Source organism: Halopseudomonas sp., from assembly GCF_038130085.1.
In the GTDB taxonomy this organism is placed as follows: domain Bacteria; phylum Pseudomonadota; class Gammaproteobacteria; order Pseudomonadales; family Pseudomonadaceae; genus Halopseudomonas.
On record NZ_JAYPMU010000011.1, the window covers coordinates 63,735 to 82,052 of the forward strand.

18 protein-coding genes are annotated in these 18,318 nt (G+C 58.5%); 16 read left to right on the forward strand and 2 right to left on the reverse strand.

The window, feature by feature from the left end; all coding sequences use genetic code 11:
• The first annotated feature begins 2 nt into the window (after positions 1-2).
• From waaC to pseI, 16 genes are read left to right on the forward strand one after another with little or no spacing between them, the layout of a single operon-like run.
• Positions 3-1,064 (forward strand): lipopolysaccharide heptosyltransferase I, encoded by a 1,062-nt coding sequence (waaC, locus tag AAFM31_RS10260; protein WP_341707827.1) that lies wholly within the window; start codon positions 3-5, stop codon positions 1,062-1,064.
• Positions 1,064-2,185, forward strand: coding sequence for a glycosyltransferase family 4 protein (locus AAFM31_RS10265; protein WP_341707828.1), 1,122 nt, complete (start codon positions 1,064-1,066; stop codon positions 2,183-2,185). The genes waaC and AAFM31_RS10265 overlap by 1 nt, the downstream gene beginning before the upstream one ends.
• Positions 2,182-3,003, forward strand: a complete 822-nt coding sequence (gene rfaP, locus AAFM31_RS10270) for a lipopolysaccharide core heptose(I) kinase RfaP (protein ID WP_341707829.1) — start codon at positions 2,182-2,184, stop codon at positions 3,001-3,003. The genes AAFM31_RS10265 and rfaP overlap by 4 nt, the downstream gene beginning before the upstream one ends.
• Positions 3,000-3,746: a lipopolysaccharide kinase InaA family protein gene (locus AAFM31_RS10275; protein WP_341707830.1), complete on the forward strand. Its 747-nt coding sequence runs from the start codon at positions 3,000-3,002 to the stop codon at positions 3,744-3,746. Before rfaP ends, AAFM31_RS10275 begins: the two co-directional genes overlap by 4 nt.
• Complete coding sequence (locus AAFM31_RS10280; RefSeq protein WP_341707831.1) at positions 3,743-4,513, forward strand: lipopolysaccharide kinase InaA family protein; 771 nt, start codon at positions 3,743-3,745, stop codon at positions 4,511-4,513. The genes AAFM31_RS10275 and AAFM31_RS10280 overlap by 4 nt, the downstream gene beginning before the upstream one ends.
• A complete protein-coding gene (locus tag AAFM31_RS10285) occupies positions 4,510-5,931 on the forward strand; it encodes a lipopolysaccharide kinase InaA family protein (RefSeq protein WP_341707832.1) in 1,422 nt (473 codons plus the stop codon). The genes AAFM31_RS10280 and AAFM31_RS10285 overlap by 4 nt, the downstream gene beginning before the upstream one ends.
• A 31-nt stretch (positions 5,932-5,962) precedes the next feature.
• Positions 5,963-7,711 carry a carbamoyltransferase gene (locus tag AAFM31_RS10290; protein WP_341707833.1) on the forward strand — a complete coding sequence of 583 codons (1,749 nt, stop codon included), beginning with the start codon at positions 5,963-5,965 and terminating at the stop codon, positions 7,709-7,711.
• Between the two features lie 57 nt (positions 7,712-7,768).
• Positions 7,769-8,815, forward strand: coding sequence for a hypothetical protein (locus AAFM31_RS10295; protein WP_341707834.1), 1,047 nt, complete (start codon positions 7,769-7,771; stop codon positions 8,813-8,815).
• An 11-nt stretch (positions 8,816-8,826) separates the two neighbouring features.
• Positions 8,827-9,825, forward strand: a complete 999-nt coding sequence (gene pseB, locus AAFM31_RS10300) for a UDP-N-acetylglucosamine 4,6-dehydratase (inverting) (RefSeq protein WP_341707835.1) — start codon at positions 8,827-8,829, stop codon at positions 9,823-9,825.
• A 3-nt stretch (positions 9,826-9,828) separates the two neighbouring features.
• Positions 9,829-10,989, forward strand: coding sequence for a UDP-4-amino-4,6-dideoxy-N-acetyl-beta-L-altrosamine transaminase (pseC, locus tag AAFM31_RS10305; protein WP_341707836.1), 1,161 nt, complete (start codon positions 9,829-9,831; stop codon positions 10,987-10,989).
• Complete coding sequence (locus AAFM31_RS10310; protein WP_341707837.1) at positions 10,982-11,515, forward strand: GNAT family protein; 534 nt, start codon at positions 10,982-10,984, stop codon at positions 11,513-11,515. The genes pseC and AAFM31_RS10310 overlap by 8 nt, the downstream gene beginning before the upstream one ends.
• Positions 11,502-12,389: an aldo/keto reductase gene (locus AAFM31_RS10315; protein ID WP_341707838.1), complete on the forward strand. Its 888-nt coding sequence runs from the start codon at positions 11,502-11,504 to the stop codon at positions 12,387-12,389. Before AAFM31_RS10310 ends, AAFM31_RS10315 begins: the two co-directional genes overlap by 14 nt.
• On the forward strand, positions 12,386-14,413 hold the full coding sequence (locus AAFM31_RS10320; RefSeq protein WP_341707839.1) for an aminotransferase class III-fold pyridoxal phosphate-dependent enzyme: 2,028 nt from the start codon (positions 12,386-12,388) through the stop codon (positions 14,411-14,413). The genes AAFM31_RS10315 and AAFM31_RS10320 overlap by 4 nt, the downstream gene beginning before the upstream one ends.
• Positions 14,383-15,513 (forward strand): UDP-2,4-diacetamido-2,4,6-trideoxy-beta-L-altropyranose hydrolase, encoded by a 1,131-nt coding sequence (pseG, locus tag AAFM31_RS10325; protein ID WP_341707840.1) that lies wholly within the window; start codon positions 14,383-14,385, stop codon positions 15,511-15,513. Before AAFM31_RS10320 ends, pseG begins: the two co-directional genes overlap by 31 nt.
• Positions 15,510-16,025 (forward strand): UDP-4-amino-4,6-dideoxy-N-acetyl-beta-L-altrosamine N-acetyltransferase, encoded by a 516-nt coding sequence (gene pseH, locus AAFM31_RS10330; RefSeq protein WP_341707841.1) that lies wholly within the window; start codon positions 15,510-15,512, stop codon positions 16,023-16,025. The genes pseG and pseH overlap by 4 nt, the downstream gene beginning before the upstream one ends.
• Before the next feature lie 12 nt (positions 16,026-16,037).
• A complete protein-coding gene (gene pseI, locus AAFM31_RS10335) occupies positions 16,038-17,093 on the forward strand; it encodes a pseudaminic acid synthase (RefSeq protein WP_341707842.1) in 1,056 nt (351 codons plus the stop codon).
• A gap of 22 nt (positions 17,094-17,115) precedes the next feature.
• Here pseI and AAFM31_RS10340 read toward each other — a convergent pair whose 3' ends face one another.
• Both AAFM31_RS10340 and AAFM31_RS10345 read right to left on the reverse strand, forming a co-directional pair.
• Positions 17,116-17,667 carry a serine acetyltransferase gene (locus tag AAFM31_RS10340; RefSeq protein ID WP_341707843.1) on the reverse strand — a complete coding sequence of 184 codons (552 nt, stop codon included), beginning with the start codon at positions 17,665-17,667 and terminating at the stop codon, positions 17,116-17,118.
• A 7-nt stretch (positions 17,668-17,674) separates the two neighbouring features.
• Positions 17,675-18,277 carry a lipopolysaccharide kinase InaA family protein gene (locus tag AAFM31_RS10345; protein ID WP_341707844.1) on the reverse strand — a complete coding sequence of 201 codons (603 nt, stop codon included), beginning with the start codon at positions 18,275-18,277 and terminating at the stop codon, positions 17,675-17,677.
• Positions 18,278-18,318 lie beyond the last annotated feature (41 nt).

The window sequence follows — 18,318 nt, forward strand, 5'->3', positions numbered from 1 at the left end:
AGATGCGTGTTTTGTTGATCAAGACGTCCTCGCTCGGGGACGTCATCCATACTCTTCCGGCGCTGACCGATGCTGCCCGAGCCATTCCCGGCATTCGCTTTGACTGGGTAGTGGAGGAGGGATTCGCCGAGATCCCTTCATGGCATCCCGCGGTTGATGCAGTGATTCCGGTGGCTATCCGCCGCTGGCGCAAGAAGCCTTTTCAGGCGGTGCGCAGTGGCGAGTGGGGTAACTTCAAGCGCCGCCTGCGCGAGACCGAGTACGACCTGGTAATTGATGCTCAGGGCTTGCTCAAGAGTGCGTGGCTGACTCGCTACGCTCGCGCCGAGGTGGTCGGGCTGAATCGCGATTCTGCCCGTGAGCCGTTGGCGGCCCGTTTCTATCAGCGGCGGCTGCCGGTACCCTGGGGGCAGCACGCGGTAGAGCGCACTCGCCAGCTGTTTGCCCAGGCGCTCGGCTATGCGCTGGCGGAAGGGATGGGTAATTACGGTCTTGAACGTGCCGCATTGGGCGCCGAAACGGCGGAAACCCCTTACGTTGTGTTGTTGCACGGCACCACGTGGGTAACCAAACACTGGCCTGAACTGTACTGGCGGCAACTGGCCGAGCAGCTGGTCGCAAGTGGTGTTGAGGTGCGCCTGCCGTGGGGCAGTCTTGACGAACAGGCGCGTGCGCTGCGCATCGCCGAGGGGCTCGAGGGCGCGGTTGTGCTGCCCCGATTGCCGCTGCGTGACGTTGCCCGCCAACTGGCCGGAGCGGTTGCGTGTGTCGCGGTTGATACCGGGTTGGGTCACCTGGCCGCCGCGTTGGATGTTCCCACGCTATCGCTGTTCGGGCCAACCAATCCCGGCTTCACCGGTGCCTACGGCAGTGTCCAGCAACATCTGGGCAGTGACTTTGCCTGCGCGCCCTGCCTGCGCAAGCAGTGCAACTATCAGCCTACACCCGATGATGCTGCTCGGTTCGATCTGACCCGCGAGCAGCCGTTATGCTTTACTCGACTTGACCCCGACCGGGTCATGCAGCACCTGCAACCGCTGCTGTCCAACAAGAGAATCGTCTGATGCAGCTGGCCTTTGTGCTTTACAAGTATTTCCCCTTCGGCGGCCTGCAGCGCGACTTCATGCGCATTGCCAAGGTTTGTCAGGAGCGTGGCCACGCCATTCGCGTCTACACCCTGATTTGGGAAGGTGATGTCCCGGAGGGCTTCGAGGTGCTGGTCGCGCCGGTCAAGGCGCTCAGCAATCACCGCCGCAATGAAAAGTTCACCGCCTGGGTTGAGGCGGATCTGGCCAAGCGGCCGGTTGATCGGGTGGTTGGCTTCAATAAGATGCCGGGTCTGGACGTTTACTACGCTGCTGACCCCTGTTTCGAAGACAAGGCACAGACCCTGCGCAATCCGCTGTACCGGATCTCCAGCCGGTATCGGCATTTTGCCGCCTACGAGAAGGCCGTGTTCTCGCCAGCCGTAAACACTCAGATTCTGATGATTTCTGAGGTGCAGCAACCGCTGTTTACCAAGCATTACAAAACCCCGCTGGACCGCTTTCACCTGCTGCCGCCGGGTATTGCGCCGGATCGTCGGGCACCTGCCAACGCGGCTGAGATTCGCGCCGAGTTTAGGGCTGAGTTCGGTCTGGCTGATGATGAGCTGCTGTTGGTGCAGATCGGATCCGGCTTTATCACCAAGGGGGTTGATCGCTCGATTCGTGCGGTGGCGGGGTTGCCCACAGAGTTGCGCAAGCGCACCAAGTTGATGGTCATCGGTCAGGATGATCCGAGTACATTTCAGCGGATTGCTCGTTCACTGGCGGTCGATGATCGGGTGATCTTCATGAAGGGCCGCAGCGATGTGCCGCGGTTTTTGCTGGGCGCTGATCTGCTGATCCATCCGGCCTACAACGAGAATACGGGTACCGTGCTGCTCGAAGCGCTGGTTGCCGGCTTGCCGGTACTAGTGACGGATGTTTGTGGTTACGCCCACTACATCAGCGAGGCTGACTGTGGTCTGGTTGTGCCGTCGCCTTTCAAACAGAGTCAGCTCGACCAGATGTTGACCGACATGCTGAACAACGCTGCGTTGCGCAGGGAGTGGCAAGCCAATGCTCTGCGCTTTGCCGATCAGGCTGACCTGTACAGTCTGCCTGAGCGTGCTGCGGATGTAATTTTGGGGGCGGGCGCGTGAGCGACACCCTGATTCTGCGCGAGCCGTTCCTCAGCCTTTGGGCTGATCGAGATGCCTTCGACGCGGTCGAAGCATTGCAGGGAGAGGTGTTCCGTGAACTGGAAGCACGCCGCACCTTGCGTGCCGAAGTCAATGGCAGCGGCTATTTCGTCAAGATTCACCGTGGTGTCGGCTGGGGTGAGATCTTTAAGAACTGGTCGACTCTGAAGCGGCCGGTACTGGGCGCAGGCCAGGAGTGGCAGGCGATTCAGGCGCTGACCTCAGCGGGCATCAATACCATGACCGCCGTGGCCTTTGGCGAACGTGGCAGTAACCCGGCGGCGCAGCACTCGTTCATCATTACCGAAGAGCTGGCCCCGACCATCAGTCTGGAGGATTACAGCCGTGACTGGCAGAGCAATCCGCCACCAGCCGATATCAAGTGGGCGCTGATTCGCCGGGTCGCCGAGATGACGGCAGCCATGCATCGCGCCGGCGTCAATCACCGCGACTGCTATATCTGTCACTTCCTGCTGCACACCGACAAGCCGATGAGCGCAGACGACTTCAAGCTGTCGATTATTGATCTGCACCGGGCGCAGGTGCGGGCGCAGGTGCCGCGCCGCTGGCGCGACAAGGACCTTGCCGGTCTGTACTTCTCGGCGCTCGAAATTGGTCTGACTCAGCGTGACAAGCTGCGCTTTCTGCGCGCCTATTTTGCGACCCCGTTGCGTGAAACCCTGCGCCTGGAAGCCCCGCTGCTTGCATTGCTGGAGCGCAAGGCGCAGAAATTGCAGGAACGCTTTGAGCGTAAGTACGCGCCGGGGGCAAATGAATGAAGCGCTGGACCTTGAACCCGGAGTACGCGACCGGGGAGAGCGGCCGGCTGTTTGCTGATCTGGATGCGGTGTTTGCGCTGCAGGGTGAGCTGATCACCTTCAGTCCAATTAGCACAGTGCACAAAGTGTTCGTGGGAGACCGTCACTATTACGTCAAGCGGTACACTGCCAACGGAAAAGGCCTTCGGCAATACTTGGGGCGTTGGCGTGTGCAAAGCGAATGGGAAAACCTTCTGACCTTCCACGCATGGGGGATTCCTTCAGTCAGCGTGGTTGGGTTCGGTCTTGAACGGAATTGCGGGAAGTTTGTTAGAGGAGCGCTGATTACTGAGGACCTTGTTGGTACGCGCGATTTGGCGGACCTTGCTTCCTCTGGTGACATTCGCTTGCGAGACCGTTCATGGGTTGCTCATGTTTCACAGCAAGTCGCTTGGGCGACCAAAATGATGCACGATCAAGGCTTTACCCATAATGATCTAAAGTGGCGCAACCTGCTGGTCGATGACCGGCCGTTGGCTAATGTCTATCTGATTGATTGTCCCGGCGGCAGCTTTTGGTGGGGCCCCATGCTTCGCTACCGGATCATCAAGGACTTGGCCTGCCTAGATAAAATTGCCAAGCACCAACTCAGCCGTACCCAAAGGCTGGCGTTTTTCAAGTTGTATCTCGGCAAGCAGCAGCTCGACAGCGCGGACCGCAAGCAGGTCCGCGCGATACTGGATTTCTTCAAGGGCCGAGAATGACGCGTAACCCGTTTATTGCAGTCAACGCACGTGACGTACTGTCCCGCCACGGGCTGGATAGCTTCGAGGCCCTGTGGGCGCTGAAGGTCGATGCCGTTGATGCGCCAAATACTGGTCGTGGCGGCTGGAGCAGTGTCTACCGTCTGGATCTGGAAGACGCCAACGGCCAGCAACAGAGCTTCTTTCTGAAACGACAGGATAATCACCGTACTCGCACGCTCCACCGACCTCTGGGTGAGCCGACGTTTGCACGCGAGTTTCGCGCTATTCAGGGCTATGCCAGGCAGGGGATACCTGCATTGGAGGCGGCGTTCTTCTCCCAGCGCAACGAAAAAGGCCATGCGCAAGCGGTGTTGCTGACAAGGGCGCTGGACGACTACGCGCCGCTGGATGAGTGGTTTGAGCGCTGGAATCAGCTGTCTTCAAATGAAATTCGTACCCTGATTCAATCTGCGGCCGCGTTGGTGCGAGCGCTGCACAATGCCGACCGTATCCACAACTGTTTGTATCCCAAGCACGTGTTTCTCAAGCTGCATAGCGACGGCGCCGGAGCACGTTTCATCGATCTGGAAAAAACGCGTCGGGCGATCTTCGGTCAGCGTGATTTGATCCGCGATCTCGAAACCTTGCACCGACGCAGTGTCGAGCCCACCCGCAGTCAGCGTTTGCGCTTTGTACTGGCGTACTTGGGCAAGCCTCATGTTGATGCCGAAGCTCGTGCCTTTATAGGCGCGCTGCTGCGCCGTACTGCAGGCAAGGGGCGATGAGTCTTACGGCCGAGCTGCGCAGCGCCGGGCGTGAGCCGCCGCTGCATCTGAACCTTCAGCTTGCGCCTGGTGCAGCGAGTGTAGTGCGCTGGTTGCGTATTCTTCCGGCTAAGCGGCTGGTAGCGCAGGTTGAGATAGGTGGTCAGCATCGGCTGCTAAAACTGTTCATTGCTGCGGGCTCTCAGCGGCACTGCGAGCGAGAGGCTTCCGGCTTGCGCGCACTGCATGAGCAAAATATCCCAACCCCCGAGCTTATAGGCGAAGGGGAACTGGAAGGTGGCGGCCGCTACTTGTTGAGTGCCTATCTGGGGGGCGCCGAGACGCTACAGCAACAGTGGGACGCACTGAATACTCGGGAACCCGGGGATGGAGAGGCGTTGGCGTTACTGGGGCAGGCACTCGCGCTGATTGCTACTATGCACAGTCGCGGACTGGTTCAGACCGACCTGCACCTCGGCAACTTCTTGCGCCACCATGAGCAGGTGTATGTGATTGATGGTGATGCTGTGCAGGCCCTGAGTCCCGGTGCGCCGCTCTCAGCGGAGCAGGCAGAGGATAATCTGGCTATTTTCTTTGCCCAGCTAGACCCCGAGTGGGATGCGTTCTGCGAGCTATTGCTGATTGGCTACCTCCAGCACAACCCGCTTGCGCTGAACCCTGACCGTCTGGCAGCCCAGATCGCGCGGGTCCGCCAGCGTCGTCTTGACGACTTTCTCAGCAAGACGCTGAGAGACTGCACCCAGTTCTCGGTCAGTCGTAGCTGGGGACGCTTTACTGCTGTCGTGCGCGAGCAGTGCCAGCGTCTGGCAGTCGTGCTTTCTTCGCCTGATGACGCGCTGGCAATTCAACCCCTGCTGAAGGACGGCGGCAGCAGCACAGTCGGTCAGGTCACCGTAGATGGCGAGACGGTGGTCATCAAGCGTTACAACATCAAGGGGATCGTGCACTGGCTCAAGCGTTTCTGGCGTCCGAGCAGAGCTTGGCACTCCTGGCTCGCGGCGCATCGTTTGCAGTTTTTAGGTATCGCTACTCCAGCTCCGTTAGCTATGGTCGAGCAGCGGTTCGGGCCGCTGCGTCGACGAGCCTGGTTGGTAACGGAATACTGCTCCGGGGTCGACCTGTTGCGCTATCTCGGCGAAGATGGACAAAGGTTGCCGGACGATGCAGCGGCAGCTGCAATGCTGAGGCTTTTTGCTCAACTGGTCCAAGCCAGAATAAGTCACGGTGACCTCAAAGCGACGAACTTGCTGTGGTGGGATGGAAAAGTGGTTCTGATCGATCTGGACGCGATGCAAGCACACGCTAGCGATGCTGGCTGGCAGCGTGCTTGGCAGAAAGATCGACAACGGTTTATCCGGAACTGGCCCGCGGGTAGTCCGCTTGCTGGCTGGTTGGATGAGCGCTTGCCGCGCTTGTAAATTGATTTTGATTTAAGAGAAGAGGACTCCCGTGGGACTTACAGTACTTGGCCTTTCCGGCGCCTTGAGTCACGACCCGTCAGCTGCCCTGTATGTCGACGGTAAACTGATTGCCGCCGTCGAAGAAGAGCGTTTTGTGCGTGATAAGCACGCCAAAAACCGTATGCCCTATGAGTCGGCCAAGTTCTGCCTGGAACAGGCGGGTATTACACCGGCAGACGTCGATGTTGTGTGCATTCCGTTTGCCCCTATCAGCCTGCTCGGCAGCAAAGCCCGCTGGCATTACGCTAAACGCTACTGGTATGCGCCTGACCGCTCGCTGGACGCCATCCTGACCGGTAACCGCCGCTTTAAACGGTATCGCAAGAAGATTCTTTGGTGTCTGGAGCAGCTTGGCTTCGATGCGAAGAAGGTTCGCCTCGAGCCGGTTGAACATCACTTGGCGCACGCCTCCAGTGCCTATCATTGCTCCGGCTTCACTGAGAAAACGGCGATCCTTGGTATCGACGGAAAAGGCGAGTATGCCACTACGTTCTTCGGCTGGGGCGAAAACGGCAAGATCCACAAAATCAAGGAATTCTACGATCCAGATTCGCTGGGCGGCCTCTACGGCGCTATTACTGAGTACCTCGGCTTCGAGATGCTTGATGGCGAGTTCAAGGTAATGGGTATGGCTCCATATGGTGACGCCGCCAAGTATGACTTTTCGCGTCTGGCCAAGTTCGAGAATGGTGAGCTGGTCATCAATACAGACTACGCCAACGTCATCGGCTTCCGTCGCTATAAGGAGAAGGGCAAAGGCTACTACTTCTCACCCAAGTTGATTGAATGGCTGGGGCCGAAGCGCGAAGGCGATATCGCCGATGATCCTTACATTCATTACGCAGCGGCCATGCAGGCGCTGTTTGAGAAGCTGGCGCTGGAGATGATCGACTACTATCTCGGCGACATTCTGAAGGAAACCGGTCGCCTGGCCTTCGCCGGCGGTTGCGCGCTCAATGTAAAACTTAACCAGCGGATTATCGCTCGTCCGGACGTCAAGGAGCTGTTCGTTCAGCCGGCCTCCGGTGATGCGGGCACCGCAGTTGGTGCTGCTGCCTTTATCTCGGTCAAGAACGGTGTTCCGGTAGAGAAGATGGAGCACGTTTATCTGGGGCCGGCATACAGCAACGAAGACATCATCGCAGCCTGCGCACGTCACCCGAACCAGCCGCAATGGGAAAAGATCGACGACGTGCCACAGGAGATCGCCAAGGTATTGGTGGAAGGCAACCCGGTCGCCTGGTTTCAGGGGCGTATGGAGTTTGGTCCGCGCGCATTGGGTGGCCGTTCCATTATCGGTTGCCCGAGCGTAGAGGGTGTGGCTGATCGTATCAACGAGCAGATCAAATTCCGCGAACGCTGGCGCCCATTCTGCCCGTCCATGCTGGATACTGTCGCGCCGCAAATGCTGAGCGTCGATCACCCGTCGCCGTTCATGACCTTTACCTTTGACGTGAAGGAAGGCTGGGCTGAGCGGGTTCCTGAGGTGGTACATGAAGACGGTACAGCCCGCGCCCAGGTGCTCAAGCGCGAATATAACCCGCGCTACTACGACCTGATGAAAGAGCTGGAAGCGATGACCGGCAACGGTGTGGTGCTAAATACCTCGCTGAACCGCCGCGGTGAGCCGATGGTTTGCTCTCCGACCGATGCGCTGAACATGTTCTTTGGGTCTGACCTGCAGTTCTTGATCATGGAAGATATTTTGGTGATGAAGGCAAGGGACGGCGGGAACTGATCCATGGCAGCCAATGGCGTTGTCTACTTTTCCAAGATGTTTCAGGCAGTACCCCACTTGGCGCAGGTAGGACGTGTGCTGCCTGGCACTTTTGTGTCCAGTCGCACGTCTACGCTGCGCGCTTTTCAGCGCCTCTATCCGGACCTGGAGGTCGCGCGCTATTCCAAGCGATTTGGTTTTCTGGTGCGTGGTAACAGGCTCTTGAAGGATGCCGGAGCGATCATCACCGGCTCCCCTTACGGCAGTTTTCTGAAGCCGTACGCTGCGAAAAAGGGCACGGTGTTTCATGGCACCTACATGATGCTAAGTAAGGAGGCCTTGCTGCGCAACAGCCACTTTGACCTGCTCTGTGCCATTGGCCCGCGCATGAAACGCATGCTTGAGCGCTTCCCCGAGGCTGAGCGCCTGAATATTGTCGACACCGGCTTTCTGCCTTTTTGTGAGTACCCTGAACGGTCCCAGCAACAACGCTCTGCGGTGTTACTGCGCTTGGGGTTGGACCCGCAGCGACAGACGGTACTCTACACATCCAGCCGGAGGGGGTTTGGTTCATGGCAGCGCGTGGCCGAGCAATTGGTCAATACTGCTGCTCCTCATTTTAATCTGATTTTGCGACCGCATCCGAGTCAGTCGCTGACCTCTCGTCGTGCCGACAGGGACAGTTTCAGGCGTGTGCGTAGTTTGATTCAGGCGCGTGGCAATGCCTTTCTGGATTTGAGTGAATACGCGTTGTCTGAGGTGCTGTCGGTCTCGGACCTGGTGGTCTCAGACGCTAACTCGCCCAGTGAGGAGGCGTTGTTTTATGATGTCCCGCAGTTGATGATTGAGACGCCTGAGTGTTCGCGGGATGTCATTCGTCAGATAGGGGAGCGCGAAGCAATGCATGTTGATGACCTGTCGCAGCTGCTGACCCTGTATGATTGCGGCCCTAATCTGTATGTCGGTGATCAAACACCGGATTTCTCAACTTTACTGGACAGAGCGATCGCAGATCAGAGTGCCTATGCGGCCCAGCGCGCTGGATATTTCGCGTGGGTATTCGGTACTCGTGATCGCATGGCCAACGAGCGGGTCGCTCGTGCCATCCAAACGCATCTGCTCTGAAGGGGATACCCATGCTGACCAATAAGACTATTCTCATCACCGGTGGCACCGGCTCGTTCGGTAACACCTTTGTCCCCATGACTCTGGAGCGCTTCAATCCGAAGAAAATCATCATTTTCTCCCGTGATGAAATGAAGCAGTGGGACATGGCCAAAAAATATGAAGGCGACCCACGTCTGCGTTTCTTTATCGGCGATGTACGCGACAAGGACCGCCTGTACCGGGCTCTAGACGGCGTGGACTATGTGGTCCACGCTGCTGCAACCAAGATTGTACCTACCGCCGAGTACAACCCCTTCGAGTGCGTGAAGACCAATATCAATGGTGCGATGAACCTGATCGACGCCTGCATCGATAAGGGCGTCAAGGGTGTCGTTGCCCTGTCCACCGACAAGGCCAGCTCGCCGATCAACCTGTACGGTGCAACCAAGCTCGCCTCTGACAAGATGTTTGTTGCCGGTAACTCCTACTCCGGCGAGCACGGCACACGTTTCTCAGTTGTACGCTACGGCAATGTCATGGGCTCGCGCGGCTCGGTCATTCCGTTCTTTATGTCCATCAAGGATAAGGGCGTGCTGCCGATCACCGACGAGCGCATGACGCGTTTCATGATCTCCTTGGAAGAGGGTGTTGAGCTGGTCTGGCACGCGTTTGCTGACATGGAAGGTGGAGAGATCTACGTCAAGAAGATCCCCTCAATGAAAGTAACTGATTTGGCCCGGGTGGTTGCGCCGGATGCCCGTCAGGAGGTCATCGGTATTCGTCCTGGCGAGAAGCTGCACGAGCAGATGATCAGCGCTGAAGACGCCTACTACACCTACGAGTACCCGGAGCACTTCAAGATTCTGCCGACCATCCACGAGTGGGCCACTTGCCCCAAACGGATCAAGGATGGCAAGAAGGTGCCCGAAGGCTTTGTGTATGCCAGTGACAACAACAGCGAGTGGATGACGGACGCTCAGCTGCAAGATTGGATCGATGCCAATCGCGAAAAGATCGGGAGTATCTGATAGATGATCCCCTACGGACGCCAGGAGATCAGTGAGCAGGATATCGAGGCTGTGGTAGCTGTCCTGCGTTCGGATTTTCTGACGCAGGGCCCGATGGTGCCGCAGTTTGAGCAGGCGCTAGCTTCCAAGGTCGGCGCGACTCACGCGGTGGCCGTCAATAGTGCAACGTCGGCGCTGCATATCGCCTGTATGGCGCTTGAGTTGGGGCCGGGCGACTGGCTGTGGACCAGCCCGGTGACCTTTGTGGCATCGGCCAACTGCGCGCTGTATTGTGGTGCTCAAGTCGACTTTGTCGATATTGATCCGCGCACCTACAACCTCTGTCCGGTCGCGCTTGAGCGCAAGCTGATAGACGCCGAGCAACAGGGGCGGTTGCCCAAGGTGGTGGTAGCGGTGCATCTGTGCGGTCAGCCCTGTGACATGCAGGCCATTGGCGCGCTGGCAAAACGCTTTGGCTTTGCCGTGATCGAGGATGCCTCACACGCCATCGGTGGGCGCTATCAGGGTGACTATGTAGGTAGCGGTCGCTTCAGCGACATCACTGTTTTCAGTTTTCATCCGGTGAAGATAATCACCACCGCCGAAGGCGGCATGGCGGTCACCAATGATGAAACGCTGGCGGCGCGCATGGCGCTGTACCGCAGCCACGGCATTACCCGTGATCCGTCGCTGATGGTCGGCGAGTCTGACGGCCCCTGGTATTACCAGCAGATCGAGTTGGGCTTCAATTACCGCATGACCGAACTGCAGGCGGCGCTGGGCGTCAGCCAGTTGGCTCGGCTGGACGACTTTGTTTCCCGCCGTCACGCGCTCGCCCGCCGCTATGACCAGCTGCTGGCGGCGCTGCCCGTTACCTGTCCCTGGCAACACGCCGACAGTTACTCCGGCCTGCATCTGTACCCAATCCGTCTGCAGCTGGAGAAGATTGCCTTGAGCCACCGTGAGGTGTTCGAGCAACTGCGTGAGCGTGGTATTGGGGTAAACCTGCACTACATTCCGGTTCACACCCAGCCGTATTACGCGGCCATGGGCTTTGCTGCCGACGATTTTCCGCAATCGATGGCGTATTACCGAGAAGCCATCAGTTTGCCGATGTACCACTCCCTGACTGAGGCGCAGCAGGATGAAGTGGTCGCGGCCCTGACCGAGGTCTGCCATGGCTGAACTCACCACCGAGCGTGTCTACCTGCGCCCGTTGAGTGCACAAGATGCCACCCAGACCTATGCGGACTGGATGAATGATCCGCAGGTCAACCAGTACCTCGAGACCCGCCACAGTCCGCAGAGCGTTGAAAGCTGTCGCGCGTTTATCGAACAGTGCAACGCGGACCCGGCCAGCCATTTGTTCGGTATCTTCCTGCGGCAGGGTGATCGGCATCTGGGCAACGTCAAGCTCGGTTTCATCAATAACCACTATCAGCGTGGTCAGATTAGCCTCTTTATCGGCGACAAGGCGTTCTGGGGCCAGGGCCTGTCCAGCGAGGTTGTGCGCCTGATTACGGCCTATGGTTTCGAGTCGTTAGGGCTGCACCGGCTTGAGGCTGGCTGCTACGAGGATAACCTGGCGTCGCTGCGCATATTTCTCAAGGCTGGCTATACGGTCGAGGGTTTCATGCGTGAGCATGTCACCCTGAACGGTCGACGTATGGGCTGTTTCTGGCTCGGGAAACTTCACAATGAGCATGCGTGAAGTAACTGGCAAGCTGGCACTGGGTACGGTTCAGTTCGGCCTGCCCTATGGCATTGCCAACCAGCAGGGCCAGGTGAGTGTCGAGGAGGTAGGGCAGATTCTCGAGCGTGCGCGCGAGGCCGGGGTTGATACCTTGGATACGGCGATTGCTTACGGTGAGAGCGAGCGTGTGCTGGGCGAGTTTGATCTGAGCAGCTTTAAGGTGGTGACCAAGCTGTCGGCCATCCCCGATGCCTGCGACGACGTGTCCGGCTGGGTGGAACGCCAATTGGCCGAGTCGCTTGCTCGGCTCGGGCTGCAGCGCGTTGATGCGGTGTTGTTACACCGTCCGGCGCAGCTGCTGGAGCCGCAGGGTGATGCGCTCTACGCTGCGCTGCTGGGGCTGCGCGAGCAGGGCCTGGCGGGGCGTATCGGAGCGTCGGTCTATGATGGCGAAGAGCTGGGCCGTCTGTGCCAGCGTTTTGCACTGGATCTGGTGCAGGCCCCCTACAACATTATTGATCACCGTCTTGATGAGTCCGGTTGGTTGCAGCGCCTGTCTCAGCAGGGTACCGCGTTGCATGTGCGTTCGGTGTTCCTGCAGGGGCTGCTGTTGATGAACCGCGAGCAGCGCCCCGCCAGTTTTGAGCGCTGGCAGTCACTCTGGGACTGCTGGGACAGCTGGCTGGAAGAACACCAGCTGTCGCCGCTGCAAGCCACCCTGCGTTACGCGCTCAACCAGCCGCTTATCGAGCGTGTGGTGGTGGGTGTAGATAGCGCGCAGCAGTGGCAGCAGATTCTTCAGGCGGCTGCAGGCAACTGCCCGCCGGTACCCGCCGAGCTCGGCACTACCGACCCGGCATTGCTTAACCCCGCACTGTGGAAAACAGCATGAAAACCGTTGCAATCGTCCAGGCTCGCATGGGCTCGACTCGCCTGCCGGACAAGGTCATGAAGCCCATCGGCGGCGTGCCGATGATTGAGCTGCTACTGACGCGCCTGGCGCGTGCCCGCGAACTCGATCAGATTGTGGTGGCGACCTCGGTGGATGCGCGTAACGAGCCGCTGGCTGACTGTGTACGTCAGCTCGGTTTTGCCTGTGTTCAGGGCAGCGAACAAGATGTCATGGCGCGTTATCTGCAGGCTGCCAGAGCGCATAAGGCCGATGTCGTCGTGCGTATCACGGGTGATTGTCCGCTGGTTGACCCCGAATTGGTTGATCAAATGATCAGGGGGTATCGCGCTGCTGGCGTGGATTATTACAGTAACGTGGCTCCGCCGAGCTATCCGGACGGGCTGGACATCGAAGTGTTCAGCTTGCGTGCGCTGGAGCAGGCCAGTGAGCAAACGACTGCGGTCTTTGATCACGAGCACGTTACACCCTACCTGCGCGAATCAGGGCACTTTCGCGTGGGCGCAGAGCAGAATGTACAGGATCTGTCCGGCTGGCGCTGGACCGTGGATGAGCCGGCGGACCTTGAGGTGGTTCGCCGCGTGTTTGCGCACTTTGCACCGGACATTCACTTCAGTTGGCAGCAGGTCAAGGCATTGCAGGAGAGCAGCCCTGCGCTGTTCACAGACAACCAAACGCTTATACGTAATGAGGGGGCCACCATGGGCACCGGTCAGAAATTGTGGAAACGTGCCAAACAGGTCATTCCCGGCGGCAATATGCTGCTGTCCAAACGCGCAGAGATGTTCCTGCCTGAGCAGTGGCCGGCTTATTTCAGCAAGGCCAAGGGTTGCACCGTCTGGGACATGGACGGTAAGGCCTACACCGACATGTGCATCATGGGGGTGGGCACCAATATTCTCGGCTACGGGCACCCGGAGGTTGATGATGCAGTGCGCGGCACCATTGATAACGGCAACATGTCGACGCTGAACTGCCCCGAGGAAGTCTGGCTGGCAGAAAAGCTGATCGAGCTGCACCCCTGGGCAGACATGGTGCGTTTTGCCCGCTCCGGCGGTGAAGCCAACGCATTGGCCATCCGTATTGCCCGGGCAGCTACTGGCAAAGACAAGGTGGCGGTCTGTGGTTATCACGGCTGGCACGACTGGTATCTGTCAGCCAACCTGGGCGATGACGAAAACCTGTCTGGTCATCTATTGCCCGGGCTTGAGCCCAACGGAGTGCCGAGCAACCTGAAGGGCACCGTATTCCCCTTCAATTACAACAACTACGCCGAGCTGGAAGCCTTGGTCAATCGCCATGATATCGGTGTGATCAAGATGGAAGTGGTGCGTAACATGGGGCCGGAAGACGACTTCCTGCACAAGGTGCGCAAGCTGGCCACTGATCGTGGCATCGTGCTGATCTTTGACGAGTGTACGTCAGGCTTCCGGCAAACCTTTGGCGGGCTGCACAAGATGTACGGCGTTGAGCCCGATATGGCGATGTTCGGCAAGGCGCTGGGCAACGGTTACGCCATCACGGCGACTATCGGGCGGCGTGAGATCATGGAGGCCGCGCAGACTACCTTCATCAGCAGCACCTTCTGGACCGAGCGTGTCGGCCCGACTGCAGCGCTGAAAACCCTCGAAGTGATGGAACGCGAGCGCTCTTGGGAATACATCACCCAGACTGGCCTGTCGATTCGTGATGGCTGGCAGAAGCTGGCGGACCGCCACGGCCTGCAAATCGATCACTGGGGTCTACCGGCGCTGACCGGATTCTCGTTCCGCAGCCCCAACGTGCTGCAGTACAAGACGCTGGTCAGCCAGGAGATGCTGGCCAAGGGATACTTGGCCAGCAACGCTGTGTACGTCTGCATGGAGCACAGCCAGGACGTTATTGATGGCTACTTTGACTCTCTGGACCCGGTTTTTGCCCTGATCAGCGAGTGTGAGCAGGGGCGTGACGTCGGTGCGCTGCTCAAGGGGCCGGTGTGCCATGGTGGGTTCAAGCGGCTGAACTGATGGGCCTGCAGATCTGTTTTCGTGCCGATGCCGCCTTGTGGATCGGTACGGGACACGTCATGCGTTGCCTGACTCTGGCCGATGCTCTCAGTGCGGCGGGGCATGACTGTCATTTCATCTGCCGCAGCCATCGCGGCCACCTGCTGGATGTCATTCATGGCCGCGGTTATACAACGACCGCGCTGCCTGCGGCGCTGCAGCAGGCTGAACCGGTGGCCGGATCACATGCTCATTGGCTCGGCGTCAGTGCAGAACAGGATGCCACTGATACGGCTGCAGTCTTGCAGTCGAGGGACTGTGACTGGCTGGTGGTCGATCATTACGCGCTGGATGCACAGTGGGAATCGCTTATGCGGGCAAGCTGTTGTCACGTCCTGGTGATTGATGACCTCGCTGATCGCGCGCACGACTGCGACCTGCTGTTGGATCAGACTTACAGCAGACGGCCAGAGGACTACCTCTCTCTGGTACCGGAAAGTGCTCGGCTGCTATGCGGCAGTGCCAGCGCGTTGCTGCGTCCGGATTTTGCTGCACAGCGTGACGCCTCATTGGCCAGGCGCGCTACGCAGCCATACCCGCTGCAGACGATTTTGGTCTCCATGGGCGGTGTTGACGCTGACAATGCCACCGCTGAGGTACTGCGTGGGCTCGCAGCGACCCAGGGCGCTGGTTCCCTGGTGGTGACGGTTGTCATGGGCGGGCAGGCCCCTTGGCTGGGCGAGGTGCAGCAGTTGAGCCAGTCCTTGGCGCTTGATGTGACGGTGCTGGTCGATGTGCGTGATATGGCATCTCTGATGGCGCAGGCTGACCTGGCCATTGGCGCTGCAGGTGCGACCGCCTGGGAGCGCTGCTGCCTGGGTTTGCCGACCTTGATGGCTGTATTGGCGGATAACCAGCGACTGGTCGCAGAGGGGCTGCGCGCTGCTGGCGCGGTGCAATTGTTGCCAGCTGTTAACAGTCTGGCTGCGTCTCTACCTGGTTTGCTTGAGGGGTTACTCGCCGATCCCGAGCAGCTCCGGCACATGAGTCGCCGCGCGGCCGCGCTGGTGGATGGTGGCGGCGCCAGACGGGTTGTGGAGACCATGGAGATGATGTCATGAGTGGCGTGATTGCAGGCAACCTTCGGCCGCTGGCTGAGCCTGACCTGGCGCTGGTGCGTAGCTGGCGTAACCATGAGTCGGTGCGTCGTTATATGTATACCCAGCACGAAATTGCCGAGCAGGAGCATCGTGACTGGTTTGTACGTTGTGAGCAGGACCCGCTGCGCCATCTGCTGGTATATGAGCGTGATGAGCAACCCCGCGGATTTGTGCATTTCACTGTGCAAACTTCCGGCAAGGTAGCGGACTGGGGGTTCTACATCGCGCCAGACGCGCCACGCGGCACCGGCAGCGGGTTAGGTCGCCACGCGTTGCAGCATGGCTTCCAGCGTTTAAAGTTGCACAAGATTTGTGGTCAGGCGCTGGGCTTTAACCAGCGCTCAATCGATTTTCACCGCAAGATGGGCTTCTGTCAGGAGGGTGTGCTGCGAGATCAGCACTTCGACGGGCAGCAGTTTCATGATGTCATTTACTTCGGCCTGCTCGATTCCGAGTGGCAGGTTCGAGGCTGAAGGAGGCTTTCCATGTCTGGCACACCCAGTATCTCCATCGCAGGACGGCGCATTGGGCTCGACGCCGAGCCCTACATCATTGCCGAGCTGTCGGCTAATCATAATGGGCGCCTCGAGACTGCTCTGCAGATTATCGAGCAGGCCAAGCTCGCGGGTGCCGATGCGATCAAACTGCAGACTTACACCGCTGAGACCATCACCCTGAATTGTGATGCCGAGGATTTTCAGATCCGTGGCGGGTTGTGGGATGGTCAATCTCTGTATGAACTCTACCAGCAGGCGCACATGCCCTGGGATTGGCATAAACCGCTGTTCGAGCACGCACGCAAGCACGACATCACTATCTTCAGCTCTCCCTTCGACTTCACTGCGGTGGACTTGCTGGAGGATCTGAACGCCCCTGCCTACAAGATCGCCTCTTTCGAAGCTATCGACTTGCCGCTGATCCGTTATGTCGCGGCAACGGGCAAGCCGATGATCATTTCCACCGGCATGGCAGATGGCGACGAGATTGCCGAGGCGGTGGCGGCTGCACGCGAGGGTGGCTGCCGCGAGCTGGCCATTCTCCACTGCGTCAGTGGCTATCCGGCCCCCGCCGAAGACTACAACCTGCGCACATTGGCAGACATGCGTGAGCGCTTTGGCTTGGTGACTGGCTTGTCAGATCATACGCTGGACAACACCACGGCAATTGCCAGTGTGGTCCTGGGAGCCTCTATCATTGAAAAGCACTTCACTCTGGACCGCAGTGGTGGTGGTCCTGACGACAGCTTCTCGCTTGAGCCAGCCGAGCTGCAGGCGCTGTGCCGCGACAGCAAGACGGCCTGGCGAGCCCTGGGGCAGGTGGATTACGGTCGCAAGTCCAGCGAGCAGGGCAATGCGCGCTTCCGGCGTTCGCTCTACGTTACGCGCGATATGAAGGCTGGCGAGCTGTTCAGTGCCGATAACGTGCGCAGCGTGCGTCCGGGTTTTGGTCTACCACCAAAAATGCTCGATCAGGTAATCGGTCGTCGTGCCAGCCGTGATATTGCCTTTGGTACTGCGCTAAGTCAGGACTTGCTGGACTGAGCTCCGTTTTCAGATACAGCCCCTAGTGTTCGGTGCGGTTGGGATAGATGTGGTTGTCCTTGCGGGTGATGTAGGTAACATTATCCGGCACATCCTTGTTGATGAAGCTCATCGCGCCGATGCGCACGTTGTTGCCGATGCGAATGCCGCTGCCGATGATGCAGCAGTGCGCGCCGATATCAACGTTGTCCCCTAGCTCGATCGGTTTGTTGTTGGCTTCTACCGAGCCGATGGTGGTGCATTGGCGCAGGTTGCAGTCGCGTCCGATGCGCACTCCTGAGTAGACGGTAATCGAGGTTGGGTGGCCTAGCCAAAGTCCCTTGTCTATTTGGGCGCCTAGCATAATTTCCACGCCGTACTTGCGAGCCAGTCCCTTGTTGATGCGTTTGGCCATGGATAGCGTGGTGCGGCCCTGATGGCTATGTAGATATTGTGACAGTCGCAGCCAGAAGAGGCAGTTGTAGGAGTTGTTTCGTGTTACCCGGCGACGTAGTTTCCACCAAGAGAACTTTTTGTCTTCACCTAAAATTTCGTAATGCCAGAAGGATTTCAGGTCGGCAAAGGAGGTGAGCATCGTCAGGTTAACCTCTTGATGAAAACAGCGGGAAGATTGCGCGCGCTTGCTCGCTCACGAGCGACCAGTCCTGCTGGTAACGCAACAGATGGCGATAGTTGCGGTCCCTCATACTTCTCGATAGTGGTCTGCCCAGGCAGCGCAGGTCGGATATGTCGATCAGCCCGAGCTGGCCATCAGGTGTCAGCACGATATTACCCAGATGCAGCGAGCGGAAGTAGACGCCCTTGTCGTGCAGGCTGGTTATGAATTCGGCCAGTTGAGCGAATAGCTGCATTTGCTCCAACGATTGCTCTGTTTTTAGCAGGCCGCGTAGCGTCTCACCGGCCAGAGGGTGATAGTGCACAACGCTACGGTAAGGGTTGAACAGTTTGTAGGTGGCAATCACCTGTGGGCAAGGAATCTGCAGCCTCTGTAGCGCTGCTGCGTTATCGGCAAAGCGTTTTGCCGGTGGAAAAATCAGCGTTTTGGAGAACCAGCTTTTTCGACGAAACAGTTTGAGTATTGTGCCGTCGCTCAGCAAAAGCACCTTTTCTCCGTAGCGGTCCTTCTCAAGAACGCGCGCGTCAGTGCGCCACGAATGAAATTGCTCTTCACTGAGTACCTGCATTATGCCGTTCCAAACGCAAAAGCCAGAGTCTATCGTACTTT